The organism is Pseudomonas sp. Leaf58 (assembly GCF_003627215.1).
Classification (GTDB): Bacteria; Pseudomonadota; Gammaproteobacteria; order Pseudomonadales; family Pseudomonadaceae; genus Aquipseudomonas.
Map to the genome: position 1 here is coordinate 229,355 of NZ_CP032678.1, position 26,768 is coordinate 256,122.

The following is a 26,768-nucleotide window of genomic DNA, read 5'->3' on the forward strand; positions in this document are numbered from 1 at the left end:
TAGAAACCGGGAGGTTGGCTGGGGCTAAGCACCCACCAGCCTGTACGCAGTGCACTTCCTCTTTGATCATATCCCCCTGCACATCACTCAGCGCGAGCGGTGTGTGTCTCCACGCGGAACCTCTTCTGGCAATCCTACTGAACTGGCCAAGTCTTTGCGCCTTACCTGCTTTACCTGAAGCCTGGGGCAAGGAGTTCAAGCAGGTTATCAGGTGTCGCTTTAGCCAAAAATTGGCTTGACTTGCAGATGTTGGTTTCCATAGCATGAGCTCAATTTTTGCTGGAGAGCCCCATGCAACCCCTGAGCCTTGCTGAAGCGTTGGCGTCTGCCATCCATGAACTCAAAGACCCCGCAACCAAAGCCGTGAAAAAAGCCATCCCGGAAAGTATTTATCTGGGCATCAGGAACAAAAGCCCGGATTTCATCCTGGCTCCCAGTGATTTTCCCGAATACCTCACCCTGGTTTGCTCGTTGCTGAATTACTCTGCCAGCCCGTCACCCAGCCCGTTCAATGATCTGGCGGTCGCAACCGACATCCTGGCGAACCCGAAAGCTCAAAAATCAATTTCCTCGCTGCTCGGATCAAGCGAAACCCACGTGATAAAGCTGCTTGATCCAGGCCTCCGGGTCGATTCGTCGATGTGCTGCCCAAGTTGCAAGACAACAGTCACGGCTTGAGTTCTGACACGCTAGAAGCACCAATTGTGCTGAACATGGGCGGTAATGCTGCCGACCTCGCGTTCAGCCCTTTTTGGCTGGCGACCTTCAAAATGCCGTGGGGTGAGGTTACTGATCACTTGAGCGTGCTGATGACCAACAGGGGTTCTCAAGCGCACAACTGGTTTATGGATGCCCTTACCAAGCTTGGGGCGCAGGCGTTCGCCAGCAGCCTCAATCAAGCCGCTGCACTGGCTTCACAGTCATTCACTGATGATGTCATTGGCAAGCTAGTGCGTTTCCCCCTGTCACCTGATGCCGCCGCGACTGACAATTACATGACTTTGTCACCCGTGCCGTCCGCCTCGATGGTGGTTGAATTCAATAAGCGTTACTTCAACGCTGTGGCTGAACGCAAGGCGATTCCGAAGGCCGAGCTACAAAACCATGTCTTTGGCTATCCCGCGACTGCAAACGTCAATGTTGGTGGCGCCAATCCACAAAACTGTGGCAGCACGGCAAGCATGGTTAATGGTAAGGTCAAAGCGTTTCTCGCCCATATCCCAAGTCAGTCCGTGGTCGATGGTCGAAAAAATGGCCGTCTTATTGCCAAGCTTCAGTCTGGGCGCGGGTCGCTACTGGTGCTCGGCAAGGCGGCGGTGAAGTTTCTGCTGAAAACACCCCCCACTTCAACACTTCGCCAGAACTGGCAGAGCAATTTGCCCGACGTGGTCGCCGATATCCTTGGCGGGCTGATCAGCCTTCGGGAAAATGGGCTGCCGACCGAAGTCACAGAACCCCGCTTCAGTTTCGCCATTGAGCGTGACTTCGTCATGAAAACTCTGGCGGGCGACAAACAGGAGCGATCTTTGACTCCAAACGACCTGTATCTGCTAGGGCTCCATGTCCGTGACCAGATCCAGTACCAAATTGTGAAACGCACGAAGGGGCTGGGGCTCGATTATGACCGCCAGGAAGCACTCTATGCCGTCGTGATCGACCTTCTTCGATAAGGATAACCCATGCATACTCTGGTAATTCCCTTTGCGGCTCACAACGTGAATCTGCGATCTTCCTTGCATGTCGTAGGCACTCCAGCCGCGACGGCGATCTCGGGGTTTGGCCATGCTGCGCTTCGACTGATAGCCGAAATCACCAGGCAGTCCTTTGTAGACAGGGGCTCGGCCCTGGTCATTAAAAGTTACGACATGCTCCCAGGTCGTTCCAAGGCTCGTTTGGCAATGAGAGATGATGCTGGCAAGGCAAGGGCGGGCACAGAAGCGGGCATGTTCGATGAGCGGCTTGGGATCATCACAGGATCCTTCGTGATCCGCTTTGAGGCATCATCAGGAGCGCTCTTTCAGCTGGAAGAGCATCTGATCGAGGTGAAAGATGCTCTGCACACCTTGGGTTTCTCAGGGGGCGTTTTGCAGGTTACTGATAAATTGAAAATCAATGCCAATGATGACAACGGGCTGATCGCTTTCAAGCAGCTACCCGGCCATCACCGAGTGTTGGTTGATCGCACTGAAATGCTCACCACGTATGCCGAGGCGATGGAGGTTGATCACCTCGACGCCCTGGCCCAGTTGCTTATCCTCTCCCAAGAGCAGCTGAAGGCCTGGGGGCAGAGCCAAGTCGCAAAAAAATCTGTTGGCGAGAAGGCTGTTCAGGAGGCTGAGGCATCGGAAGACGATATTCCCTACTTGGGCCGTCTCGTTCCCATGAGCATCGGTTATCGGGCCATCGAACTGGCGCGGCTCCGAAACACTGGCATGCCCTACCTGCATGTCTACGCAGAGCCTGTGACAGGCCTTGCGCGCCTTCAAGCACTTTCCAGCTACATCCGCTCCGAGGAAGGCATTTCTGCTTTCTGGGCACATTCGCACAATGACAGAGCCTACATCTCTAAAGGAGAAATCTAATGGCCAAGCTGACTCTTCCATCCCTGCTTTCCTACCGTGGTTCGATCAAACCGGGCGCAGCGTTCTATTTCGCTGAGCTTGAGGATGGCAGCCGTGTGCCGGTTGAAGTGACCCAGGCAACGGTCAAGGGCACGATGGCCAGTTACAAGGAGGTAAAAGGCGCAAAGAACCCAACAGAGATGGAGAAAAGCTCGGGGCGCTCGAACCTTCAAACGATCGACCAGGCCGTGCTGCCGGTCTCGACCAAAAAGTTCCTGATGGAGTTCGTGGTCAACGTCACTCCCGGCTCGGTCAAACCCGAAAGCTGCAACAACCAGGCAGTTGCGCTGGCGCTGAACGCATTTGTAGCGCGCTACCACGCCCTTGGTGGTTTCAAGGAGCTGGCTCAACGCTACCTGTGCAATATCTTCAACGGCGCATGGCTGTGGCGCAACGGTTCGCTGTTCGAAACCGGGGTGATCGAGGTCAAGGCCATGATTGACGGTGCAGAGCAGACCTTCTGTGCTGCCATCACCCCGCAGCTTGACACTCAGTTGGCATTGCCGGCTGCCCTCGTCGAGCTGGTGGCCAGCGCTCTGGCAGGAGACAGAAGGGTCGCCATCCTTCGCGTGAGCGCTGCACTTGATGCCTATCCTGGCCAGGAGGTCTACCCGAGCCAGGAATTCGCCAATGAGTCGACCGACGTTTCCCGCGTGTTTGCCAGCGTGAGGGGCAAGGATGGTGTGCGCCAGGCGTTCATGCACCCGCAGAAGGTCGGCAACGCCCTGCGCCGAATCGACGACTGGTACGAACCATTGCCTGGCTTTGATGTGAAGCCATTGGCTGTTGAGCCGCTCGGCGTTGACGCCTCCAACCAGGTGGCTCATCGCGCCACTAACGGAGAAGACTTCTACACTCTGGTTGAAAAGCGTCTTGACGACCTGCAGTCGAGCCTGAATGCCGCCGAATCGGCTGATCAGCTTACTCCGGAGCATCACTACATCGTCGCTGTACTGGTTCGAGGCGGCGTGTTCAGTGGCGAGAAAAAATCCAAGTAAGCATGCTTAATGGTGAAGGGGAGACCCTTCACCTTGCCTGGAGGCATTATGACAATTCGATACTACCTGGACATTCAGCTGAATGCCCAGCATGACATGGATGTGAAGACCAAGACGCAGGTCTTCAGCAACATCCACCGTCTGCTCAAACACCATGGCATCAAGGATGTCGCCCTAGGCTTCCCATCCTTTGGCAAAGTCAATGCGGTCGGGCTCCCTGGGCTTGGCGAGCATCTACGCCTGGTGTCGAAGAATCAGGACAGCTTGAACCTGATCAAGAACAACGTCACCCACCGCACCCTGCATGACATGGGCATCGTCAAATTCGGCGTTGTAACCCAGGTGCCAGATGATGCCAATGAGGTGCGCTTCTATCGCGACCAGTCACCTGGACGCGTTAAAAAGGGCATCAAGCGTCGGGGAGAGCCGTCGCCAGGCAAGCACTACGATGGCATTGACCGGGAATCGGCAGGCCTGCTGATCCAGCGTACCGATGGTTCAAAGTATCCCATCTTCATCGGTCTGCTACCCGCAACTGAGCGGGTTGATGGTGCTTTCAGTACCTATGGTCTGAGCACGAAGTCTGGCCCGACATTCCCGAATTTTTGATGGCATTGTAGCTTGGTTTCGAAGCCTGTTGCCCAGGCTTTTTATCCGTAGCCCTGAAGGCGACATGGGTAATGCATGTGCTCTTTAAAAATTTCAGCAATACCGAAAATTGGATTTGATGGTATACTTTTCCAAGCCTTTTTGGCTAAAATTGGGTTTGCGCCCTTTGTTTTCAGGGCTTTTGAAATAAATGGCCTACTTCACTGCCGCATGGGCAGCTTAGAAACTACCGCCGTCATTTTTGACAGCAAATCGATGCTTCACTGCCGCATGGGCAGCTTAGAAAGCGAAAAAGCGGCGCTGGAGCAAGCTGCCCAGCTTCACTGCCGCATGGGCAGCTTAGAAAAGGGGGGAGCTCGATGCGAGCAATGCGGACGCCTTCACTGCCGCATGGGCAGCTTAGAAAAAGGATTCGTAGACGCCCCGTCGCTTCGAAAACTTCACTGCCGCATGGGCAGCTTAGAAATCGCTGGAAACAGCTCGTAAAGGGCGCCAAGACTTCACTGCCGCATGGGCAGCTTAGAAACCAGAGCTCAACCTGGAGGCCTGGCGCAAGCTCTTCACTGCCGCATGGGCAGCTTAGAAAATCGCACCGCTGATGGCGCGGGCTTTGAGGTCCTTCACTGCCGCATGGGCAGCTTAGAAACTGGCGGGAGCGCTTTGGCCAAGCCTCGACAGCTTCACTGCCGCATGGGCAGCTTAGAAATCATGGAAATCATCGTTGCCAATGATGGTGTCCTTCACTGCCGCATGGGCAGCTTAGAAACGGCCCCCGCCTCAGCGGGCTCTGGCTGAGCGCTTCACTGCCGCATGGGCAGCTTAGAAAATATCAGCGAAAGCTTCCTGGGCGTTTTTTGACTTCACTGCCGCATGGGCAGCTTAGAAACATTTGACCGACCGACCTGCTTTGCCGGTCTTCTTCACTGCCGCATGGGCAGCTTAGAAATCATCCACGACCCACTTCACTGATCGCCCCTCCTTCACTGCCGCATGGGCAGCTTAGAAACCGCGAGGAATGGCGGCAGGAGCAAGCGCAGGCCTTCACTGCCGCATGGGCAGCTTAGAAAATGCAGGCTCGATACCTTGAATGTGCTTTTGCCTTCACTGCCGCATGGGCAGCTTAGAAAGCGTAGATCATCTTGATCGCATTGCTCAGGCCCTTCACTGCCGCATGGGCAGCTTAGAAAATGAAAGACCCTAACGACCACGCGACCGTCGACTTCACTGCCGCATGGGCAGCTTAGAAAAGTTGGACAGGCAAAATCCCGCCGTAGATAGCCTTCACTGCCGCATGGGCAGCTTAGAAATTTCAGCTCCGCAGCCGTGGTGCGGTTGCCATCCTTCACTGCCGCATGGGCAGCTTAGAAACCTCCGGCAACAAGAGATGGGAGTTGAGGTACCTTCACTGCCGCATGGGCAGCTTAGAAAAGGGTCTCCAGGGGCTCGCCAAACACATAGGTCTTCACTGCCGCATGGGCAGCTTAGAAATCGACCCAGCCCCTTCACTGATTACTCGCTATCTTCACTGCCGCATGGGCAGCTTAGAAATCTGGCGGGCCTCGTCGTATCTGCCTACCAGTCTTCACTGCCGCATGGGCAGCTTAGAAAATTGCTTCACCAAAGGTTACGAGGCTGCCACACTTCACTGCCGCATGGGCAGCTTAGAAATCAACAGGCTTGAGGTCGATCAACGGTTCACGCTTCACTGCCGCATGGGCAGCTTAGAAAAGAACTGCTCCAGAGCCTGCTGCCTCGCCAAGCTTCACTGCCGCATGGGCAGCTTAGAAATATATCAGGCCATAATCGATAGATCTGAACTGCTTCACTGCCGCATGGGCAGCTTAGAAAATTGCCGAGACCCGCGAAAGCTCGGCTGTAGACTTCACTGCCGCATGGGCAGCTTAGAAAGCACTGGCGGTCACGCTACGCAGCCTGGCAGACTTCACTGCCGCATGGGCAGCTTAGAAAAGGGCGATGTGAATTCTCAAGTCCCTGGAACTCTTCACTGCCGCATGGGCAGCTTAGAAAAATCGCTGGATAAAGCGCCGACGTGATGACGACTTCACTGCCGCATGGGCAGCTTAGAAACATCGCACATTTAACCCCAAAGAAACCATATTCTTCACTGCCGCATGGGCAGCTTAGAAATTGGTGGCCTTGACGGTCAATGGGACGCGGGTCTTCACTGCCGCATGGGCAGCTTAGAAATCAAGCGGCGGTATCGCAAGAAAGGCGCCCCACTTCACTGCCGTATGGGCAGCTTAGAAAATAAATGGCCCATTGATTTATCAAGCCTACGCCTTTACTGCCGCCCAGGCAGCTTAGAAAATGTAAGGAGCGACCGGAAACATAATCAGACCCTTCACTACCGCCTGGGTAGCCCGGATAGTAGATTGCAAGGTCAGTACGCCTGAGAACCTTTATGCCCCCAGGGCAGCCTGAAGAATAACAACACATCACAGGTGACCACCCATGTCAGACAGTTACCACAAGCTCAACCAAGTCATGCCATCCCATAGAAACACCCTGCACTATGTGGAGTATGCCTCTATCCACTCATTCGATGACACGCTGAGTTTTCGGGTTGCTGAGAAAGGAAAATCCAAAGAGATTTCGATACCACATCGCAATATCGCAGGATTGATGCTCGGCCCAGGAACCAGCTTGACGCAAGCTGCGGCACAAAAACTAAGAGAGGCGAACATATGCGCGATGTTTGTCACGGGGGATGGCGGCAACCCCTTGCTTTGGACGGCGCCGGATGAGTACCGCCCCGGTGAATATTGCCGATCATTTCTGAGGATTTACTATGACGCTGATCTTCGAGACCAGGTGGCGCAGCTGTTCATGCAGAAACGGATCGAGATGATCCTCACGCTTTGGCCAAAGGTTTTGCCCAAGGACTCCCGCATCCTGAATGACCTTTCTGGGGTTTGCCAAGCGTTCCGTTCAGCAGTCGCAGGCAAGACCGGGCAGAGCCTATTGCTTGAAGAAGCCAGGTTTACCAAAGATCTTTACCGCTTGGCTTCACGGGCCTTTGATGTTAATTGGTCGGGCAGGGTGCACAAGGGGGATCTCGATGAAGCCAACCAACTCCTCAACCACGGCAATTACCTGGCCTACGGGGTGGCCAATATTGGCCTCTACATTCTGGGCATTCCCCACAGCCTGAGCATCATTCACGGTAGCACTCGGAGAGGCGCCCTGGTTTTCGATGTTGCAGACCTGTTTAAGGATGCACTTATTTTGCCAATGGCCTTCAAGGCTGCAAGCGATGGCCTTCAGGACAGGCAATTTCGAAGTGAGATTATTCAGGAAATTGACCGATTGAGAATCCTTTCCTTTACAATCAATGCATTAAAGGATGCCTGTGCAATAGAAGGCACTCAACTTGATGACAGCCTGCCGTTCTGACGGGCCCAGAGGAATCACCGCGTGAAGAATTACCTGCTCGTATCGCAATGCCAAGGTAAGTCCTTGAGGACGACACGGCGGATTGCCTCCTCATTCTTGTCGCGACTGGGGGACACGACTTGGCAGGGGACACTCAGTCAGGAAGCGCTGAGGATCATGGTGCTGGCGCTCAAGCGCAAAGCCAACCAGAACTCGTGCATCGTGGTGTATGACGTGAGCGGTCGAGCCAGGCAGAAGGTGGTGCACATTGGGAATAGGCGCCGCTACAGTGCCGATGGGAGCTACGCATTCAGCATTCATGCTCAAACGGCAAAACCCCAGGGAAATGCCTCAAGCATGATGCCTTTGTTGTCAAAAATGGCTGCTCTGGCAGGTTTTCTTCATGATTTGGGCAAGGGCACAGTTCGGTTTCAAGATAAATTGGATTATGGTATCAAGTACGACAAGGGGCTTGCGGATGCCATTCGTCATGAGGTTGTATCTGTGTTGATGGCCGAGCCATTGCTAAAGTTCTTGGCGCAAGCCGACGTGCAGGCCCTGCAGGACAATCCCCGGCGCCTGGGAGATTGGTGTACCGAGCATCTTCAGAAGCCCCTGTCTCGATTCAAGGCCAATGACCAGGATGATTTGACGCGTCAATCGAGCAGAATCGCCGGGCACCTGAGTACACAGACACTCTCAAAGGAAGCCTGGGCGAGAGATTCCCTGCTGCATACCAGCATATTGTGGATGGTGCTTTCCCACCATCATTTGCCAGAGGGTGTTGATGATAATGGACTGCAGGTGGGCATTCCCTACAGTGCATCCGGAGGCAGCCACTACTTCTTGAAGGCTGTAGGGGGTGCCGGCATTGGTGAAGATCCATGCAAGCACTCACCAGATTTCAACGTGAAGGAGTTCAACAGCAACCTGACCTTGTGCACACTGACCAAGGCTTCAAAGCCTGTCGCTCAACCTTGGGATGATGCAGCCTGGTGCAAAGAGGTGATCAAGGCATACTCCCGGTTGCGGAAATTGGAGGTGGCGGCTGATCATTACCTGCCAGCAAACGCCATTGCCACCAACAACAGCTGGGCCACTGCGCTGGCGTATATGGGGCGCACAGCCTTGGTGTATGCCGACTACATGGTTTCCAGCGAAAAGCGCCCAGGGGGCCAGCAGAGAGCGCCAGGCGCGATTTACGCCAACACAACCAAAGTCCTGCAGACTGCCGTGTATGCGGACACGCTCACCGAGCACCTGATGGGGGTTGGGCGGCGTGCCGAGCAGTATTTCGCCCAAATGTTCATCCAGCAGGATAGTCTGGCACGGTCGTTTCCAAGCTTGTCCAGGGACGAGCGCAACAGCATCCTGCCGGGCCTGAACAAACGATCGGCGGATGAGAGGTATCAATGGCAGGACAAGGTTAGAGACAGCTTGAAGGCCAAAGCCTCGAACGCGCCGTTCTTTGGCAATGTCATGGGCAAGACGGGGGCGGGGAAGACCCGAGGCAACATCATGCTGATGCACGCCATGAAAGAGCACATGCGGTTTACGTGTGCCATCGGGCTGCGCAGCTTGGTTAAGCAGACCCATAGCGCCTACCTTGAGCCATTCATTGGCATGAGTGATGAGCATCTTGCGCTATTGGTTGGCGAGTCCCAAGGGGGTTCAGACCAGGTTGCTCAGGACAATCTGGGCACTGGGAATGATCTCGAACAGGACGCCGATTTGTTGCTGGGCGACTATGTTATCGAAGGTCAGTCCATTTTCGACCACCCTCTGGCGAAGCTCTATGACGCAAAGAAGCAGCGCGCCATGCTTTCTCACCCTGTGCAGGTGATGACTGTCGACCACATCATGCCTGGTGCCTCCTTGGGCCGCTCATCCGAGCTCAAGCTTTTGCTGCACCTGATGGGGACGGACATCATCCTTGACGAGATTGATGATTATCCGGTGTCGAGCCAATGCGCCTTGATGCGCATGGCCTTTGTCAGTGGTGTCTTCGGGCGTTCGTTTGTGCTTTCTTCGGCCACGGCCACACCAATCATTCAAAAGGCCTTTTTCAATGCTTGGTACGAAGGCATAAGCCACCATCGGCAGCTGTTTCAATTGCCGGGAGCTGAATTGTCACCCAGGGCTGTGCTGGTGTCACATGTTGCAGGCAGTGAAGCTTTGACGATAGCGCCCGAGGCCTTCAGCGAGGAGTGTGATCGGTTTGTGGAGGCCGTGGTGCAAGAGGCCACAATTAATGCCCGCCACCGGATTGACCTTGTTGATCTCAGTGCCGCCGTACAGCTTGATCCGCCAGGGCGCCTGACTTCGCTCTACAAAAACAAATACCTGAGCTACGCACAGCACACCGACTTGGTAGCCCAAATTAAGGCCGCTCATGATCTCCATCACATCGATGCTCAAGGTGTTTCCGTATCTTCAGGGTTCGTAAGATTCAACAATGTTCGTAATGCGCAGCACCTGGCCCTGGCCCTCAATCAGTGGGAGGATGAAGACACCCTGATCTTACCAGTGTGCTATCACTCCCAGATGATGGCCATGGAGCGTCAGCAAATCGAGGTATTTCTGCTTGAACTCAACTGTCGAAAATCCCGTGGTCAGGCGAGCGGGGATGAGCGGATCCTCAGCCACCCCGCCACTGTTTCGGCCATCGCTCAAGCGGTGAAGAAAGGTGTCTCCAGGGTCATCTTTGTGATCTGCACCACCAACCTGCTAGAGGTTGGCCGCGACCATGATTATGACTGGGCGATTCTGGAACCCAGCTCCACCCGCTCAATGGTGCAAAGCTGTGGGCGAGTCTGGCGTCATCGAAGCAAATTGCCTCCACCCGGTGTTGCGAATGTGTGGATGCTGAACAAAAGTGTCAGAGCTCTGACAGGCGAGGAGGACGAGCTTCCCAAAGCCGCTATCAAACACCTGTGGACACGCTTCGGCATCGAGGATGAGGCACTGCCCGGAAAGCAGCAGGCTCCCTTGATTTCGATGACATTCCCTTATCCCCACATTCCAGAAATGCCCTGGATGAGCTAGGCGTGGAAATTCCTGCGACTTTGAATGGACAAATGACCAAGGGAACACCTTTCAAAAAGGCTGTCATGGGGCATAGTGCAATGCTCTCCACCCGGCGCGTGTGGGAAGATTTGTTCCACACCCCGGCATCCAGTGTTCACGCTGGTCTGTGCCTTGAACGGCCAGGCAACGCTGCCGCTGCCTTCATGCCCTCAATGGAAGCCGCCCAGCAGCACCTGCATCTTTGTGGTACCGCGACACCTGATAGAGCTTTAAATTGGCAGTTTCCTAGCGCGCTTCAATATGCTGAAAGCCCGGTCTACAGGCTCACCAGTCATCACACACAACAACGGCGACTACGCGATCCCGATGAGGGCTATGTCCTGCAGCATGACAAGCAGCAGGGGTATAACGCTGAGGGCGATCCCAAAGGAACCTGGATGGCAATTGACAGGAAAGGAGATGTAAAAACACAGCAAATGGAGGTGCGTAGAGCTGCCACAGGGATGCTTTGGAAGCCATCTTCGCTGGAAGCTTACCTCGATGGCCGTGAGCACGAGGCGGGCAGGGCGAGCCGCATCCCGCTGAGAAAGGATCAATACGGGAAGCTGGTTGATTTTTGCTATGTGGTTGGTGTCGGATTACTCAAGAAGGGCTGACGGAGCTGGGATTATGGGGCTTTGACCAGTCTTGGTGCCAAGGCTGCGCCAATGATCCTTGCTTGGCAAGGTAGTCTGTACTTGCCCGTCTAGCCACGCGCTGTGCTGTGTATCAGGTTGCGCAATACTGGCTGCGCACAATATCGCCATCTTCCGTGTAGGACACCAGCACGTCGCCGATCACGCCGTTATCCTTGACCATCTGGTTGACGGTCTTCCACCTGCCAGTTTGTGCCAGCCACCCCTTACGGGTCACGGTCACTGGGCCTGAGCTTGTGGTACCAGAAAAGACCGTGCTCCGTGTCTCGATCAGTTGCGCCGCCGCATCTCGCCCCAACTCCCAGTCCATCAGGCGCTGTCCAACCAGATGGATTGGTGCCTGGCGCGGCCACAAGCGGCCTGCCAGCCTTTCCCTGCCCTTGAGGCCCGCTTCCAAGCCTGAGACGATATCGACATTGATTCTCCCAGCGTAGCGCTCAATGCGAGCGGTATCTGTCCTCATCAAATCCTCCTCAAGGCATACTCTTGCATAGGGTCGAAGCTCTAGGACGCCCACACCAGCAGCGTGCGCAGCTTACCCAGGAATGAGACAATCCACTCCTGCGCAACGCCCTGGTCACGCAGGAAATAATCGGCATCCCAAGAGGCTTCAAAGGAGCCGTGGTACTCGGTGTAGGCGGCATGGATCATTTCCATGGCGCGCAGCGTGTTGGGTTCGCTGACCCCCTTTTCCAGGAGTTCGCCGGCACACGCGATAAATGCGGTTTGGGACGCCTGATCAGGGAACCCTGGCTTTTGCGTGAGCAGATTCATTTGCATGCAAAATGCCGAGGCAGGCGGATCAGCGCTGATCACGGGGGAGGGTGGTGAAGCTGACATACGCACCTCTTGCGTCGATTTCACAACAGTTGAAGAAGGTCTTTCTCTGCCTGGTCAAAAAGCCCCGGCAGCATGTCTTGCATGTCACCCTCACAACCCACGGTCACTTTGTGCTGGCGCTCGCCGTCGTGGAACAGGAAGGCAAAGCCATCTGGCGGCACATGCCCTTGGCGAATGGAGATCCGCACGCCATGGGCAACGTGACACGAATTGCTGAACACATGCAGATCCGTAGCGCCTTCTGGGGCGCGCAGGCCTTTGCCGATCTCCGACATCTCAGCCTGAGTGGCAGTCAATGACCCGAGAACAACGGTGTCGCTGGGGATGTCCTGGAACACGCCGCAATGCAGATAGATCACACCCATGAGTTACACCTTCAATGATGCTGAGAAGCCGCAGACATGCGACAAGCGCAGTGAAGCGGATTCGCCAGGTTAGACCGAGCCTTGGGCTCTGGACGCCGATTTGCGCTTGCGAGGGCGCCGCAGCTGGTACTCTGTGCGCATATTGAAGTAGTCGGCATCCCACAGTTTTTGTGTCAGCTGCTGAATGCAGCCATCCACCCGCTCCGAGCCGATAGACGCCCAGCGGGTGTGAGCCGCTTCGCGAAAGGAGTCGATGTCCCGGTACGCTTCAGAGCGGGCAAGGCTGAGAAGATCAGCCACAACCTCAATATCTTCGATCTCTTCAGTGCTCATGGCTTTTTCCTTCGATTTTATGGGGTTCAAATTAGGCATTAATTGACAAAATGTCAATGGGTTTCATCCAACAACTTGCCCGCCAACACGAGATGCCCTGCCCACTGCTGCTATGAGTTTGATCGGGTTCAAAAATATCTCGTTATGTGTAAATTGCTTTATCATCACCCCGCTGATACGCTCCAATTAAATATCCATTTTTGACCCAACCCGGCTTTGCTAGTAAGGATTACTTATGAAAATCTGCATGGTCGATCTGGCCCAGTCACACAACCTCGTGGGAAGTGCCCTCGGTCGCCTGGTGGGCATGAAAATCCGCGAGCTCTGCAACGCCCCAGCGGTAGCTTTGAGCTTTGAGCGCGCCACCAGGGTCGATGCGACCTTCATGCGTGAGGCGGTGGTTAGAACTGTGATGGTGTTCAGCCCAAGTACTGCCGTGGTGGTGACAGGGATCGACAACCCCGACCACCGGGATAATTTGCTGTACCCCTGCCTGCAGCTGGAGCGCCCGATTACGGTCATGAAGGGGCGATCGTTCGAATGCCTGGGCCCGGCGCTTAGTCCACCGCTTGCCAAGGCTGTTGAGCTGGTGCTGGCAAGAAAGTCACTGACGTCAGTAGAGCTTGCGAACGCGTTGCAATGCAGCGTTCAGTCAGCGAGCACAAACCTCAAGAACCTTCACAACAAGGGCTACATCAACCGAGTCAGACGAGGTGCGGCCAGTGGCGGAGATGAGTATGTGTATGAACCCTTCGGAGCTAATTTGAAATTTGAGTCCCACCATCAGGCTGTGGATCTGGCTCTATGAGACGCTAGTTCCAGAGAAGTCGTTGTGTTCAGCGAAGCTGGCTGCTGCGCAGGGCCACCCGGCGTCCCGTGGCCACACCCAAATCCGCCTTCAAACTAGCGTAAAAAGTCACTCAGGCGAAAGCTTGATGACATGGAGTCAAGGGCGGGCAGTGACCCCGATTTTTATGCACATGGCCAGGAAATACTCAGCAGTGATCATTTTTTCAGCCAAATCGGGATCGTGATTTCTGGCGATGGCTGCCAACTCAGGATTTTCGTACAGGATCATGAAAAAGTCGGGCGCGGCCTCAAGCTGTTCAAGCAGCCACAGTCGGCACGCACGATTGGTTTCATCCATCAGGTCGTAATTAGGGGCGCTCATCCCGGCCAACCTGAGGGCTTCGCCGACCGGTGTATCATCGCAGCAGACGGTGCCAACTTGGCGCCCACCCAGCAGCCACTGATGCATGTTGCCGGCCCCAGGAATCCCCTTGCGGATCAGGCTCATGGCCACCAGGTCGGGCATATGCACGACACCTGTCTGGCTTAGTAACTGCAGTGCATCATGCTCGACCAAGTACTGCAAAGGGCCGGATTCTGGAATCAGGATGTCGACCTGCATTGTTCCACCCCCCATACGTACAGATGAACCGCTGACTGCCTGCTAGCGATAGGCTTCGACCAGCTGTTCGCCTCTGGTGGCGTATTCAGCCCAGCCTGATGCTGTCCTGAAGCCTACAGCAATGCCCAGGTAGCCTTCTTTGGAGTCCCAGTCATTGCAGGCATCCTCGATCTGCTCATGGGTGACCCGGAAGTGCCGGGCTACTTGCCGCAGCGTCGGGTACTGGGTGCCCTTGTCATCCGCTTCAGCTTGGCGAGCATAGGCATTTGCATAGTCAAACAGTGCTTGAGGGGTGAGGGGCATGTGCATTGCTCTCCGATGGGCGACTTAAGTGAGCTTAGCGGAGCTTTCAGTTCAGCATTCGCGCTCGCTCAATCAGCCGATCATAGCAGCCGGAGATGGGGGCTATTAGGACTTTCTGCGGCCAGCCCCTTACAGCCCTGGTGGCGAAAACTCATCTTCGTACAGCATGCCTGGGGATACAACCAAGGCGTTGAGTTGCAGCAACCCAATTGCCTTCATTTGCAGGAAATGGTGCTCCAGGTGTTGGCGCTCACCCTTGAGGTAAGGGGCCAGGACGCCCTCTCGCATTTGTAGCTCGATGAGCGCCATCGCTTCATGATCACCCAACTCTTGCACTTGAGCAGTGTTGGCGCAGTATTCATCAAAGAGATCGCGCCCGGAGCGTGGCCCTCGTGCATCCAGGCAGTAGTTCGCCGTGCTGGGGAGTCGGCAGAAGGCATGTTCAACGCGAGTACTGAGCAGGCCCGCCGCTTTCGGATCAGCAGGCCTGCGATCGACAAAAGCCCCCAGGCTCAAGCCACTGACTTCAGCAAACGCCATTGCCGCCAAGTGGGCCCGACTGCCAAGGTAATCATCGACGCGAAGGTTGTTGCTGTAATCGATGACATAATCATCCGTGACGTTCATGAAATTTTCGTCGTAGGCGGTAAGCGATCTTTTCAGCAGAATGTTCATCTCGACCAACCTCATTCAGCGCTGCCAACATCAACAAACCAATGGGTGGCAGGCTCTATGTAATCAGGGCATAGTTGAATACACCCTGATTATTTCATTGAGGAAATGCAAAGACAACAATATACAACTTATAGGCCAAGCTCTTCCGAAAGCAATCTTTCCGTGCCCCGATCAGACATGGCGTCTAGAAACGCTATGCTACCCGTGACTTTATAGGCTACTTCAAGGTCTTGATCATTTCGACAGTATTTCATGATCACATCCCTGGGCTCGCGCAAGATGAATGCGGATACCCAGGCGCGACTGAGGTAGTTGGGCACCATGGTGGTCTCGGACGCTTTGCTCATGTCCTTGCTGTTTCGGTACAAATGAAAAGCCTGCTCGAAATAATTCGCCATCAGCGCATCAGGCTCATCTTCGAGATCAGAAATCCAGGGGGAGATCCGGATGCCATGTCGCTCCAGGAAGAAGCGGTGCCGCCCAGTCCCCAGGGTATCCAGCAAGTCCTCCAGCAAGCGATTGACCAGTGGCAAGATGGAGACTTGCGGCGTCTGCATTTTGACATTTCCAAGTCCGACCCAAAACGAGACTCCGAATTCATTGGCTTGTCGTTCAAGGTATTCCTGGTAGCGGGGAAGTTTATATACTTCGTAATCGGGCGGTCTTTTTTCAAACGTCTGGACGATCGTCATCGAGGGCTCAATTTCCAGGGCACGCATCTGAGCCTTAATTCTCATGTGAACTTCATGTAGGGAAATGGGCTGGTTAGGGGTAATCCATTTACGGATCTTGCTTTCGGTAAATGGTATTTCCGCCAACGCCTTGAGGATTTTAGCCTGCCCATACACCGGGCTTCTGTTATTCAATGGATCGTGCAGTTCCTCATGGATTTTCATTGCCATGGCAACGTCATCGGTTTCAACAATGTGTGCAAGCACCTGTTCTTGCCTGAGGCCGAAATGGCGCTTTAAGTAATCCAGGTCGATGGTCGGCAATCGATACAGGTTGTAGGCATCGAACTGCACACAGCTGGGTATATTCCGGAACCAGGAATCCAGGATGTCGGGATTCTCCAGCATGATTTCGGCGAATTCAAAAAGCTGCTCGAAATCAGGCGCAGGAATGGACAACGCCAACGCCACCTGGAAGGTGTAGGGCGGAAGGTTGCTCAGCGGCGCTACTTGGTCGACCGCAGCGCCATCGGTTTTCATTGTGTTGGCAGGGCCGTCCAGCATGTAGCGGCGCAGCGCGTTTTGGCAATAGCGCTGCAGATCACCTTTGCGGGCTGCAGCTTCCAGGTAGTCGGGCAGTTCGTGACCCGCCTGAATTGCTTGGCGGGGGTAGATGTCAGTTGTGAAGCGCCAGCCAGTCAGTGTGTTGGCCATTTTTAGAGTCCCAGGTCGATGCTGAGTGCAGTGGCTTGGTCTGATTCTCGCATCAGATCAATGATGGGCTTGTGGCCTGTCACCTTGTAGGCGGCCATCAGCAGTTCTGGCTGATTGCGAAGCAGCTTGGCCACCTTACCATGCCCAATGTGCCTGAGCGTCGTCTGGGCGGCCTTTCGGGCCCCTGCATGATGGGGCGAGGAGTCATCCACCACGCTGCGGAATGAAAGCACTGTGGTCAGAAAGAAGGTGTCGTAATCAGGCCGTTGTTTTGCGGTCAAAATCCAGCCGGGACTCATGCCAAACCAACGAAGGGCATAGTCGCGCAGATCCACATGCTTGGACACCTCATCCATCAGCCGGTCGTGCACACGGTGCATTTTGGCAGGCAGGGCAGCATCGATGTTCTTGAGTACAGAAAACAGCTCCTTGGCCATATCAGGAGCAAGGCTTGCCACAAATTCTTGGTAGCCAGGAAGCTCGTCGATACGCTCGTCGCGGGCATTCTTCCATTCCAGCAAACCATTGTCGTCTGTCATGTCAGTGTCGACAAAACGCAGCATCTGCGCTTCAAAACGCAAATAAAATTCATGGGCTGTGATAGTTTCTGGTCTGTTGTGCCAGTTCCGCAGATTGGATTCGGCGACATAGGGCATTTCTGAGAACAGTTTGTCGAGCTGAAATTTATCTAAATCTTCACTTTCCACCAGCCTTTTGACCATCGAAACATCGTCTCTGTCAAAGCTCGCATGGAAAAAACTATTTTTTGTATAGTCAGTCATCTGGCGGTAGACGCCCCATAACGCGGGTTCCAAGCAGGAGAACAGTTCTGGATATGGCACCGGATTGTGCTTGTTGATGGTGCGTAACCCATTGACGATCACGTGATTGCGATCACTGATTGTCGAGGCATAGGCCACTAGCGCATTCAGGTCATGGCAGGGGGTGGAGAGGGCCAGAGCCAGGTTATAATCGATCCAGTGCTTTGCTATGTAACCGTCAAATCCTGAGCCCTTGAGGCATTCCCGCACTTCATTCTCAATTTGTGTGCGGGAAAAATTGCCGGCTGCATACCTGCGAATGGCGGCAAGGGTATGACGCTGAGCGGCTTCGTAGCGCGTTGGCATGTCGTCCTCAACATCGAACACACCGTCATAGCGACCATCATCAACACCCAGGTCAAAATACTCCCAAAATGGGAGGAATGTTGGCTGAGCTTGCCCTTGCTGATCCAGCATAATCGCATTCACAGGTTGCACCCCGCAGCATCATCCGCCATGCGATCCATAGTGGAGCTGGCAAATTGCAGGCTCTGTACAAACACCGCCCCCATTTGTTCAGCGAGGTTGCAGTCTCGGGCGTAGCGAGTTGAGCATCCACTCACAAGCATGGTGACCATCAGCATTCCAAGACAGTAAGAAAGGCGGGTTGTCGAGCGTCGAAACATGGCATCTTCCATCAATATAGGCTATACGGGTAGTCTGACACGTAAGGGACTCCCACCCCAAGAGAAACTCTGCCACTTCTGGCTGAAGCGTTGAACAGAAAGTGCAGGCGACCCTTTGTTCCTCGGATAGCTTGCAACACTTCAACATCCCGTCGCTAGGCAGGCTGATGAGAAAAATGCCGACATTCTTGTGAAATTTTGCTTAAATCACCCAACTCGAAAAATCTGCGGAAGATGAGCATGAAATGTATGAAGCTGGTTTTGCCACTCAGCGCCGCAGTGATGCTGACCACTGCACAGGCCGAAACGGTCAGCGTAGCTACACTGAGCGAGATTCGCGACGCGGAAGGACTTGTTCGGCTCATCTCCGTGGATGGTGAGTGCCAATACTCCGGCGCTGTCGATCTGCAGGCCTACCTGATCCACATTGATCACAAGACCTGTCTTACCGAAGGCGGCGGATTGACTCATGAACGGTACATGGCTCAGGCATCATTTGGTACGCTGCCGATAGCTGCTGATACGCATCTGACTGTGGAGCGTGTCTGCGCACATGCTGATCGGGCGGGAGCTATTTCAGTCCACTCCTGTGCCTCCGGTCGCCCGAGCAAGAATGCCGAGTCCGAGCAAGGGGCTCGTGAGCGTGCTATTCGTGAAAACCAGCTGCCCACCGCATACATCAGGGTGCGCAACGAATTGGCCGCGAAAGGCTACGATGCACCCATGCGCAGTCGGCAAGAGATTCGTGCGATGCTTCAGGTGATGCAAACCCAGGCTGAGGAGTTGGCGCGTCGTCAGCGTGAATTGCTAAGCGAACTGGACGAGGCTGACCAGCAAGAATCTTCGGCCAACTGAGCCCAGCTCAATGGCCAGACAATCCCAATCTGTGCACCTAGGAGGCATTCGTGAAAGATTACAGTCAACTGAAAAAGTCGGCAGCGGCAGCCAAGGCCGCCCATCCAGGCGACCCGTGGCATTACCAGGAGAACAGTGATATTTACACGCATATTGTTCGTGTCAACAACCCAAAGCTGAATAATTCGATGATCGTTGCCCAGCTGGGTCAGCGCACCGATGGTGTTTCTGAGACGGTGGCTCGCTACATCGCCGGGACAAACCCGGATGTGATCCTGGAGCTTATTTCCGAGCTGGAGAGCCTCAGGGCTCAAGTTGCGCTGGGGCAGTCTGGCGAAAGCGTGGTGTAGACACGTCCGACTCTAGAGCCCCAAGTCAAGCGTCAAGCTGTCTTCAAGTATGCGTTCCTCTCGGATCTGATTCAGAAGCGCCTGGTCTCCGAACACCCGGTAGAGTTTATGCAGGGTGGCATTATCCAGTTCATACCCAAGGAAAGACTTGGGATCGCCCTCCATGAGCAGCCCCTGGGTGAACAGTCGTAGAACCAGGTGTTTCTGGCAGGGTACCGGCATGAGGTTGATCAGGGCCTGCAGGGACTGAGCATGCGACAGGGGTGTTCTCGGTTCGTATCGGGCCGCATAGGGCGTTAGCATGGATTCGTGCACCGCTGCATCGATGCTTACACCTACCACATTCGCGAGTGACATGATGGCAGGGAAGGCGGTCTTCACGATGGCATCTGCCTCGTGCTCGGAAAATGCGCGTCGCCTGGTGGACAGCGCCCCTGACTCAGACCTCAGGTAATTAACCAAGGCTTGATGGTAGAGTGCCGGCTGAAGGATGGGGCAATTGTCCAATAGCCCCTTGAAGTTATCCATGTATTGCTTGAATGCGGCGGTCTGAGGGGCTTCGGGGATGCGCGCGTACGTAAACGCCACGTAGTGGATCAACAATTCAAAGCGCGCTCGGCACTCATGGGGTTGGGCAACGAAGCCCAGGAGGCGGGTGCGCCGGGGATCATCGAAACGGATGTCGAGATGATAGACTTCATCGGTCGGCTGAGTCATTGATCAAAGGCCCATGTCCGATTCCAGCAGGTTGCTGCGCGCCACCTCGCTGATCAGGTGATTCAGAAACCGGTTATCTCCGGTCACTCGATAAAGCAGACCGCGCTGGCTGTCTCTAGTGACGAGGGGGGCGAGCCATTCGGGCCCAAAGTGCTCTCCGATCGCCTTGATCATGGCGAACGATTTCGCATCGCCAACCAGGGCTGGGAACAGGGTGCCGTCCTCTGCCATGTAGTGAACCTTTCGGCCAAGGCTAGTAAACACGTGCTTTATCCCTGAGGCGAAGTCAACGCTAGCCTTGAGGTTTTCGATGCTGCCAAGGTTGTAGCCCTCGACCTGGGCTGCCCAGAGGCCTGCAAAGGGACTTGGGCCCTGTTTGAGTAAAAAGGTGAGGGCTAGGCTCGCTTGTTCGATCGACGCCGTGCAGGCAGGCGCAGGGGCGTTGCGAGCCTCAGCTCGCTGAATAGGCTTGCTGTCACCCATCGCCTGGGCAATGGTGTACCAGAGCAAGTCGGCATGTCGCTCCACAAAATCAGCGGGAACGCTGCTTGGTGGCTGGAACTGCTGGTAGGTGCCTGCATGGTTGAGGCTGTTGATGGCGCAAGGATGCGGGCGAACACCTCTTCAGCCTGCGGTTCCGACTGCCCCAGATAGAGTTTCCGGGTGTTGGGGGCCAGGGTGTCGTCACGAGTGTAGAACAGCCTCACAAGGGCGCTGCGGTGGGGCTTGCGCTTGCCACAGTTGTTCATCAGGAGGATGACGCGCTTGGTGTCATCGTGATCGATACACAAACCTAGATCACGCTCAATGTTCCCCAGGGTGGATTCATACTTCTTGACCCACTCGCGCTGGGTCGGGACATCCATGATGCTGAGCCGCCGAAAGCCCAGGCAGGCGTCTTCCAGTGACCCCCAGCCAGCCGTCAGCTGATCGATCCGAGGCATGAAACCGTCCATGCGGCTTCTCAATTCCTGCCGCACATTATCCGCTGTGCTCAGCCCCCTGTACGCCGCCTCGATGATGTCCAGGGTGTGGTCGCCTGGATAGTGGGCGGCTGCCACCAGGATATTGAGCATTTCACAGCGCCTGGCATTGTCGGTCATGCCCAGCAGCGACGGGAATCGCTCTTCCAGCTGCTGGCTCATCTGCAGCAGCGTCAAGCCGTTGTGCACAAGCGCGGTGATGATCAGCTCGACACATTGGTCGGGCGAATCCAGGCAGAGCGCCTCGATCGACGCATCGTAGACCGTGGCTATAGGCAAAGGCCTTATGATACCCATCATGTTCAGAGCCCCAGATCCTGGGCAAGAATGTCCTGCCGCATTTCTTCGTTTTCAATGATGTCCAGGAAGCGTGTCTCGCCTGAAGCCTCATAGAGCAATCGCGCCAGCTTCTCGTCCTTGTCGAGTGCCTGAATGAGCGTGCCTCGGTCATGACTCAGCACCCCGCCCAGCAGATGCATGGCGGTGAGCGTGGCGAAGTTCTTGGTAATCGTGTCATCCAGTTCTGTGTAGTGGTGCAGAAGGCGCTTGATAACAGCCTGCGGGCCTTTGCGCAGAAGATCGTAGGCATGACCTGGCATAAGGCCGCACACCCCACGCAGCAGCACCAGATCCAGGCCTACCCCGAAATCGCGCAGCAGCTTGTAGCCCTGGGCGAACTCCAGCACCTTCGACTGGCCACCAACAACCGCTGGGTTTGGATCTACTTCGTCTTCACCCAGGTGCCCCCGGATAATTTCGATCAGGTCGGCAGCCAGGCAGTTGTTCAGGTAGAAGTCATTGCTGGCGCTCACATGTAGTACATGCTTGATTGCATCGAATGCAGCCCCTGGTCGCGTGGCCTCTCCAGCCTTGCGCAACTGTGCCTCGACCCGGTTACTCAGTTCAGTAAGTCCTGGCTTTTCCTTACCCATGACCATGATTCGAAGTGGGTCATTGTCAGCCAATGGATACTTGGGGAGTTGTTCCTTGGCGATCCAGTGGGTGATGTGCGCCTGAAAAGGAAATGCTTGTACGAAATAGCGCAGCTGAGCAACGCATTGCTGCGAGTCGATCTTTTCTTTTTCGAACTGGCTAAACAGGGCATTCACGGCGAGCAGGATCTCTTGGGGAAGGAGCAGCCCCCGCAGAGCGGTCTCTGCGTGATCGCCTTCACAGGTGAAGGCCATCGGTATGTAGGCTTTGCAGGGCATGGCAGCCCTGGGTTTGGTCTTTGACTCGCGGATGCGCCAATAGTGCAGGTCGGTTTCAAGGTTACCTTGATTCAACTGCCACGCAACTTTGCGATGCTCACTTTCAAATTGACCCAGCACATCATGCTTGTGCAGAAACTCGCCCTCCGCCGCGAAAGCGCTGATCATCGGTTCGCGCAGGTGTTCATCAAGAAATGCCATGCACAGCGTGAAACCCAGTGCCTTGTCATTAGGGGCGATACCCAAAACGTTACACAGGTGCTCCAGGGTATGACCATTGGCCTTAGCTGCCAGGAACCACTGCGCACACTCATCGCTCAGCGCGATTTGCTCCAACCGAATCGTGATGGATTCGATTTCAGATGGATGAATGTCATAGCGCTCACGGTGGGTGAGGGTGCGGTTGACCATTGAGTGGAACTGGTCGACGGCTTGCTGGGAAAGGGAGCTGGGTGCGCGCATGGTGGATTCCCGAGTGGTTATGCTATCCATGATACGGGGGGAGACCGTCTCAAACCAAGGCCGCAAGACCTCGGGCAGTTGGTGACGGTGAATATCGTTAGGTGGACGCTTGATGCCCACCAGGCAGTTACAACCCCATGTCCACGGCGAGGATTTCTTCTCGCAACTTCTCAGAGCGAACAGCGTTGAGCAGGCGCCTGTCACCAGACACGTCATATAGCATCTTGGCCTGATGTTCTTTCGTGCCAACGGCCTGAAGAATGACCTCGGGCTCGTGACTGAGGACACCTGCTAGCATATACTGTGCGGACACAGAGCCAAGGTGGCGCATCGGGTCGCCCGGCCCCAATTTTTCACACTCATGGAGTAAATACTTGATTGCGCCCTCCGAGCCTATAACATCCTGAGCGTTGCCTGCACTCAGGGTGCACGCACAACGCAACAAGATCCAATCAAGCGGTAATCCATGCTCTCTCATCAGCCTGAAGCCATACGTGAACCCGGCAAGTGTTTCTTTGCCATTTTTGATTTCATCCTGCAAGTCCCTGTACTCATCGTCGACACTGACTCGTAACGCGTCTTCTAAATCACATGCAAAGCAATGCTGGAAATACTCCTGATTCGACAGCGCGCCAAATACAAGGTTGTCGAACGTCTTTTTCATGTCGCTTAAGGAATTTAGGGTGTCCATGCCGTGCATCATGTCGAGCGTTTTGGTGCTGAGCTCGGTAAGCGAAGGTGACTTGTCGCCCATGACGTGGAGGCGCAGTATTTCATTGCCTTGCAACGGAAGCCGCTCCAGGAATTCCCTTGCGGTTTTTTGAATCAGCTCGATGTGAATGCGGCAGGCTGCCTCCAGGTTTTTCAGTTCGTTGATGCAAATGCTGACATCAATTCGACCATGTTCCCGACTGCTTAAAACGATAAAAACTTGTCTGGCAAGTTGACTGGGTTGAAGGGTGGCCCGCAAAGCCGTTTGGTCAGCACTCCCCTCAAGCGAGAAATCCAAGGGTACAAATGCTGTGCATGGGATGGGCTCAATAAAGGTGCTTTTGTTTTTCAGGCTCCATCTAGGGAAATCATTTTCAAGATTTCTGGCTGACAAATGGAAGACAGAGGAATTGGAGAGGTTTTCATAAGCTTTAACCAGGCCGAATTCATGAATGAACTCAACTTCGTCAGCCAGTGTGACGATCAGCTGTTCGCGCAGATGCTCATCCAGGAAGGCCATGCACAGGGTTTTGCTCAAGGCGATGTCATCGGGCGATATACCGATTTGCTCGCACGCCTGGGCCAGCGTGTTGCCGCTCGCCTTGAGCGATGTGAACCACTCGGCGCATTCTTTGCTCAATCCCCGTTGCTCAAGCAAGATGGTGATGGCGGGGATTTCGTTCTGGGCCACCCGGTAGCGATCCTGATGCATGAGGATTCGATTGACCATCGAGTTGAATTGACGAATCGCTTGTTGCGTCAGGGGCCGAGGGGCTGTCATGGGTACTTTCCTTGAGCTGATATACCTCCACTATAGGGTGCTGGAAGCTAGCTGTTCAAGGTTGACTCGCGGTCAGGGTGCACATGTTTACCGGAGCGGTTGAAGTGGGTAATGCTCAATGCGGGATTCGCCTCTTCGCCGCAAGGCGGCTGCCATTGTGTTGTTATCGGGATAGACAGTCAAATTAACAATTTTCCAATTAAAGTAGAGCAGAACACATAAGTCATTATGGGATTCTCGGCTAAGTGTGGCACCAGCCAGGGCAAGCCTGAATTGAAGGATTTTTTCTTGAGCGGTATAGAGGCGCAAAGGTTTTCGTCGTTTCAGCGAGCGCCAACCATGACCAGCCACAACTTGGGAATCAATGCCCGTCAATAGAATTACCCGCTGACCATCCCATATGAAGTCAGTCAGCCGATGTCCGCGCCCGAGTTTTTTCGCCATACAGTGGATTTCATTATCCGATGCGAGCGGAAACCGCTTGTCTGCCAATACCTTTCGAATCTCAAGATTACGCGCCGCACGCCTCATAAAGAATTTGGTAACGGGGATCATAATGACCAAAAAACTCGCACAACCTACCAGCACCAGAAGAACCCCAATGATTTCACTATCCCGAAGTGCCAATGCGAATGTGCCGACGATGCCGATCAATGTGATCAACCACATCCCTGCAGGATGAAAGCAGGCGATCATTGCAATGGCTGAAAGCGCTAAATAAATGTGCCAGTCCACCTCAAGTCCCACGAAGTCACCTCAAGATCAAAGATAAGTGAGCACCGAGCTGGCTGTGTGCACCTAGTTACACAGTCACTTTCGCATTTTTGTATTCAGCGTCGTTGAAGCTGGTTTATCCCTTAGGCAGTGCTTTCAGCCATGCGAAGCGAGTAGCGCTCGTAACGGGTATCCGCCCGGCGCCCCAGCATAGCCAGCAGCGCGTGGCGTTCACCGTCTACCGTCATCTCCAGAACCTCCCAGTTGAAGTAGAGCAAGGCACAGAGAGCATGGTGATCGGCTATAGACAGCTTTACCCCTAGGCTCTGCAGCCTGAAGTCGAGTTCTTTTTGCTGGGCCAGGTAGACATAGTCCGGGGTGGGGGCATTGATGGAAACCCATCCGCGAGACCCCGCGATTCTGGCGTTCTCGCCCTCACCCAGGATGACTCGCTCACCATCCCACTTGAAGTCATCCAGTGTCTTGCCACGATCCAGTGCAACGCAGATTCGATGAATTTCCAACCTCGTGGCAGATGGAAAGCGCTCAACAACCCCGGCCTGGCGGAACTTGAAGGTGCGATCGGATCGCCGACTGCGCACCACGGACACCAAAAAACCGATGGCCAGCATGGATATGATCAGGCCTGCAAAGTAGCCGACCACCTTCAAGACCGCCATGGCGCCGAACAGGTAAATGGAATAGCCGATACCGGCAAGAATGGCCATCACCACCGTCAGTGCGAACCTGCCAGCGGTCTCTGAGGCAGGGGATATAACCGCAGAAATGAATCCCACGCACAGGCAGCCGATCAAAACGGTATGCAGAAATGAAGAGATTTCAGGTTCCATCGCAAACTCCTTTGTCGTTAGAGGCCCAGATCAACTGCCAGTGCTTCTTCACGCTGATTGGCTGGCATGGCTTCGATCAGTTCGAGATGCCCAGTGAGCTCATAGGCGAACTGCCATTGCCAGGGCTCATGCAAGGCCTGATTGAGCGTGGAAGCGGGGGTTGAAAGGATCAGACTGGTGAGCAGCCGGGCTTTTGATGTCCTGATAACTTGCTGGGAGGAATATTTGCCCGTACGGTCATCCAAGGCAAAATTGGCGAGGCTATTGAACCAGGCTTCAATGTTCGATTCCTCCCAGTCGGGCTTGCAGAAGGCTTCCCCAGCAGAGCAACGACCGTCACACAGCAGGGCCATCGAAATGATTTCGGCTGCCTGAGGGATTTTTTTGAGCACAAACCCCATGAGCCGAGCCAGCCTGTTGACCGCTTTGAGTGAACTATCAAGGTCTTCTCGCACTACCCCGCTAAAACCAATGTTAACGGACAGCGTTCGGGTCAGATTTTGCAGGTCTATTTGCGCCATGCTGCGCAAGTAATCTGTGTTCCTGCTAACCGCCTCCAACTGCGCATCAACCGCCTGCTCTGGCGTAGTCAACAGCAACTCATGTATTGGGCGCAACCGCGAAGGCATTGGGCTTGCCAAGCGAAAGGCGTCATTGAAACGCTCAGAGACCTCCCACAGCGTCATGAAATCACCGAGCCCAAGGGCCTGGCGCAGCAAAGCCGCTTCATCGCCCCACGAGCAGACCAACAATTTGCCCAAGGTCTGTTTTACTGCCTTATCCAGATTGGAAAGGCCCGTGTCGCAAAGCATTTGCAGGCATTGCAGTGCATCGGGACGGGCGTAGAGCTCCTGAATCGACAGGTAATCCGTGAAGGCTGGATTCATCATCTCGACTGCCAGCATCTTGAGGCCATGCCGGGACACCGGCTGGGGTTGTTCACTGGCTGGACGGTGCCTATCCAGAGGGGCGGGGGTTGTGATGTGGTGGGGCATGGTATCGTTCAACTGCAAGCGAAAACAGCGCCTTGG

At 54.7% G+C, this 26,768-nt stretch carries 28 protein-coding genes and 1 CRISPR repeat array; of the genes, 11 read left to right on the forward strand and 17 right to left on the reverse strand.

Annotated elements, in window-relative coordinates; translation table 11 throughout:
* Positions 1-291: 291 nt before the first annotated feature.
* The 8 genes from DV532_RS26430 (at position 292) to DV532_RS26465 (ending at position 11,304) form a co-directional block, all read left to right on the forward strand.
* The gene (locus DV532_RS26430) at positions 292-678 is read left to right on the forward strand and encodes a hypothetical protein (RefSeq protein ID WP_120715430.1); all 387 of its coding nucleotides are present in this window, start codon (positions 292-294) and stop codon (positions 676-678) included.
* Entirely contained in the window at positions 642-1,670 is a 1,029-nt protein-coding gene (locus tag DV532_RS26435; RefSeq protein ID WP_120715431.1) for a type I-F CRISPR-associated protein Csy1, read from the forward strand. Before DV532_RS26430 ends, DV532_RS26435 begins: the two co-directional genes overlap by 37 nt.
* Positions 1,671-1,679: 9 nt before the next feature.
* On the forward strand, positions 1,680-2,582 hold the full coding sequence (locus DV532_RS26440; protein ID WP_056799466.1) for a type I-F CRISPR-associated protein Csy2: 903 nt from the start codon (positions 1,680-1,682) through the stop codon (positions 2,580-2,582).
* A complete protein-coding gene (csy3, locus tag DV532_RS26445) occupies positions 2,582-3,619 on the forward strand; it encodes a type I-F CRISPR-associated protein Csy3 (RefSeq protein ID WP_056799463.1) in 1,038 nt (345 codons plus the stop codon). The genes DV532_RS26440 and csy3 overlap by 1 nt, the downstream gene beginning before the upstream one ends.
* 48 nt (positions 3,620-3,667) lie before the next feature.
* Positions 3,668-4,228, forward strand: a complete 561-nt coding sequence (cas6f, locus tag DV532_RS26450; protein WP_056799460.1) for a type I-F CRISPR-associated endoribonuclease Cas6/Csy4 — start codon at positions 3,668-3,670, stop codon at positions 4,226-4,228.
* A 198-nt stretch (positions 4,229-4,426) separates the two neighbouring features.
* Positions 4,427-6,556: a CRISPR direct-repeat array (repeat unit 28 nt; unit sequence CTTCACTGCCGCATGGGCAGCTTAGAAA).
* Positions 6,557-6,700: 144 nt separating this feature from the next.
* Positions 6,701-7,642 (forward strand): type I-F CRISPR-associated endonuclease Cas1f, encoded by a 942-nt coding sequence (gene cas1f, locus DV532_RS26455; RefSeq protein WP_056799457.1) that lies wholly within the window; start codon positions 6,701-6,703, stop codon positions 7,640-7,642.
* A gap of 21 nt (positions 7,643-7,663) precedes the next feature.
* Entirely contained in the window at positions 7,664-10,666 is a 3,003-nt protein-coding gene (locus DV532_RS26460; protein ID WP_120715432.1) for a CRISPR-associated protein Cas3, read from the forward strand.
* A gap of 2 nt (positions 10,667-10,668) precedes the next feature.
* A complete protein-coding gene (locus DV532_RS26465) occupies positions 10,669-11,304 on the forward strand; it encodes a hypothetical protein (RefSeq protein ID WP_120715433.1) in 636 nt (211 codons plus the stop codon).
* Positions 11,305-11,416: 112 nt separating this feature from the next.
* On the opposite strand, the gene DV532_RS26470 is transcribed toward DV532_RS26465, so the two are convergent.
* The 4 genes from DV532_RS26470 to DV532_RS26485 form a co-directional block, all read right to left on the reverse strand.
* Complete coding sequence (locus DV532_RS26470; protein WP_056799451.1) at positions 11,417-11,806, reverse strand: hypothetical protein; 390 nt, start codon at positions 11,804-11,806, stop codon at positions 11,417-11,419.
* 41 nt (positions 11,807-11,847) lie between these two features.
* The gene (locus tag DV532_RS26475; RefSeq protein ID WP_162948996.1) at positions 11,848-12,183 is read right to left on the reverse strand and encodes a hypothetical protein; all 336 of its coding nucleotides are present in this window, start codon (positions 12,181-12,183) and stop codon (positions 11,848-11,850) included.
* Between the two features lie 20 nt (positions 12,184-12,203).
* Positions 12,204-12,548, reverse strand: a complete 345-nt coding sequence (locus tag DV532_RS26480) for a hypothetical protein (protein ID WP_056799446.1) — start codon at positions 12,546-12,548, stop codon at positions 12,204-12,206.
* Positions 12,549-12,617: 69 nt separating this feature from the next.
* Positions 12,618-12,881, reverse strand: coding sequence for a hypothetical protein (locus tag DV532_RS26485; protein ID WP_056799443.1), 264 nt, complete (start codon positions 12,879-12,881; stop codon positions 12,618-12,620).
* 235 nt (positions 12,882-13,116) lie between these two features.
* On the opposite strand from DV532_RS26485, the gene DV532_RS26490 reads away from it, so the two are divergent.
* Positions 13,117-13,689: a hypothetical protein gene (locus DV532_RS26490; RefSeq protein WP_056799440.1), complete on the forward strand. Its 573-nt coding sequence runs from the start codon at positions 13,117-13,119 to the stop codon at positions 13,687-13,689.
* Positions 13,690-13,827: 138 nt separating this feature from the next.
* On the opposite strand, the gene DV532_RS26495 is transcribed toward DV532_RS26490, so the two are convergent.
* From DV532_RS26495 to DV532_RS26515, 5 genes are all read right to left on the reverse strand, one after another.
* Entirely contained in the window at positions 13,828-14,292 is a 465-nt protein-coding gene (locus tag DV532_RS26495; protein ID WP_056799437.1) for a hypothetical protein, read from the reverse strand.
* 42 nt (positions 14,293-14,334) lie between these two features.
* The gene (locus tag DV532_RS26500; RefSeq protein WP_156675958.1) at positions 14,335-14,595 is read right to left on the reverse strand and encodes a hypothetical protein; all 261 of its coding nucleotides are present in this window, start codon (positions 14,593-14,595) and stop codon (positions 14,335-14,337) included.
* Between the two features lie 129 nt (positions 14,596-14,724).
* Positions 14,725-15,270 (reverse strand): hypothetical protein, encoded by a 546-nt coding sequence (locus DV532_RS26505; protein WP_056799431.1) that lies wholly within the window; start codon positions 15,268-15,270, stop codon positions 14,725-14,727.
* Between the two features lie 128 nt (positions 15,271-15,398).
* Positions 15,399-16,655 (reverse strand): hypothetical protein, encoded by a 1,257-nt coding sequence (locus DV532_RS26510; protein WP_056799428.1) that lies wholly within the window; start codon positions 16,653-16,655, stop codon positions 15,399-15,401.
* A gap of 2 nt (positions 16,656-16,657) precedes the next feature.
* A complete protein-coding gene (locus tag DV532_RS26515; RefSeq protein ID WP_056799425.1) occupies positions 16,658-17,905 on the reverse strand; it encodes a hypothetical protein in 1,248 nt (415 codons plus the stop codon).
* Positions 17,906-18,351: 446 nt separating this feature from the next.
* On the opposite strand from DV532_RS26515, the gene DV532_RS26525 reads away from it, so the two are divergent.
* Together DV532_RS26525 and DV532_RS26530 are read left to right on the forward strand one after the other, a co-directional pair.
* Positions 18,352-18,957: a hypothetical protein gene (locus tag DV532_RS26525; RefSeq protein ID WP_056799419.1), complete on the forward strand. Its 606-nt coding sequence runs from the start codon at positions 18,352-18,354 to the stop codon at positions 18,955-18,957.
* A gap of 50 nt (positions 18,958-19,007) precedes the next feature.
* Complete coding sequence (locus DV532_RS26530; protein ID WP_056799417.1) at positions 19,008-19,307, forward strand: hypothetical protein; 300 nt, start codon at positions 19,008-19,010, stop codon at positions 19,305-19,307.
* A 12-nt stretch (positions 19,308-19,319) separates the two neighbouring features.
* Here DV532_RS26530 and DV532_RS26535 read toward each other — a convergent pair whose 3' ends face one another.
* From DV532_RS26535 to DV532_RS26570, 8 genes are all read right to left on the reverse strand, one after another.
* Positions 19,320-20,024 carry a hypothetical protein gene (locus DV532_RS26535; protein ID WP_056799415.1) on the reverse strand — a complete coding sequence of 235 codons (705 nt, stop codon included), beginning with the start codon at positions 20,022-20,024 and terminating at the stop codon, positions 19,320-19,322.
* Between the two features lie 3 nt (positions 20,025-20,027).
* On the reverse strand, positions 20,028-20,255 hold the full coding sequence (locus tag DV532_RS26540; protein ID WP_120715434.1) for a hypothetical protein: 228 nt from the start codon (positions 20,253-20,255) through the stop codon (positions 20,028-20,030).
* A 164-nt stretch (positions 20,256-20,419) separates the two neighbouring features.
* Positions 20,420-21,307: a hypothetical protein gene (locus DV532_RS26545; protein ID WP_120715435.1), complete on the reverse strand. Its 888-nt coding sequence runs from the start codon at positions 21,305-21,307 to the stop codon at positions 20,420-20,422.
* A gap of 2 nt (positions 21,308-21,309) precedes the next feature.
* Entirely contained in the window at positions 21,310-22,680 is a 1,371-nt protein-coding gene (locus DV532_RS26550) for a hypothetical protein (RefSeq protein ID WP_056799410.1), read from the reverse strand.
* 127 nt (positions 22,681-22,807) lie between these two features.
* Positions 22,808-24,172, reverse strand: a complete 1,365-nt coding sequence (locus DV532_RS26555; RefSeq protein WP_056799407.1) for a hypothetical protein — start codon at positions 24,170-24,172, stop codon at positions 22,808-22,810.
* A gap of 87 nt (positions 24,173-24,259) precedes the next feature.
* The gene (locus DV532_RS26560; protein WP_056799404.1) at positions 24,260-24,919 is read right to left on the reverse strand and encodes a hypothetical protein; all 660 of its coding nucleotides are present in this window, start codon (positions 24,917-24,919) and stop codon (positions 24,260-24,262) included.
* 110 nt (positions 24,920-25,029) lie between these two features.
* Positions 25,030-25,737, reverse strand: coding sequence for a hypothetical protein (locus tag DV532_RS26565; RefSeq protein ID WP_056799401.1), 708 nt, complete (start codon positions 25,735-25,737; stop codon positions 25,030-25,032).
* Between the two features lie 17 nt (positions 25,738-25,754).
* Positions 25,755-26,732 carry a hypothetical protein gene (locus tag DV532_RS26570; RefSeq protein WP_156675956.1) on the reverse strand — a complete coding sequence of 326 codons (978 nt, stop codon included), beginning with the start codon at positions 26,730-26,732 and terminating at the stop codon, positions 25,755-25,757.
* Positions 26,733-26,768: the final 36 nt, after the last annotated feature.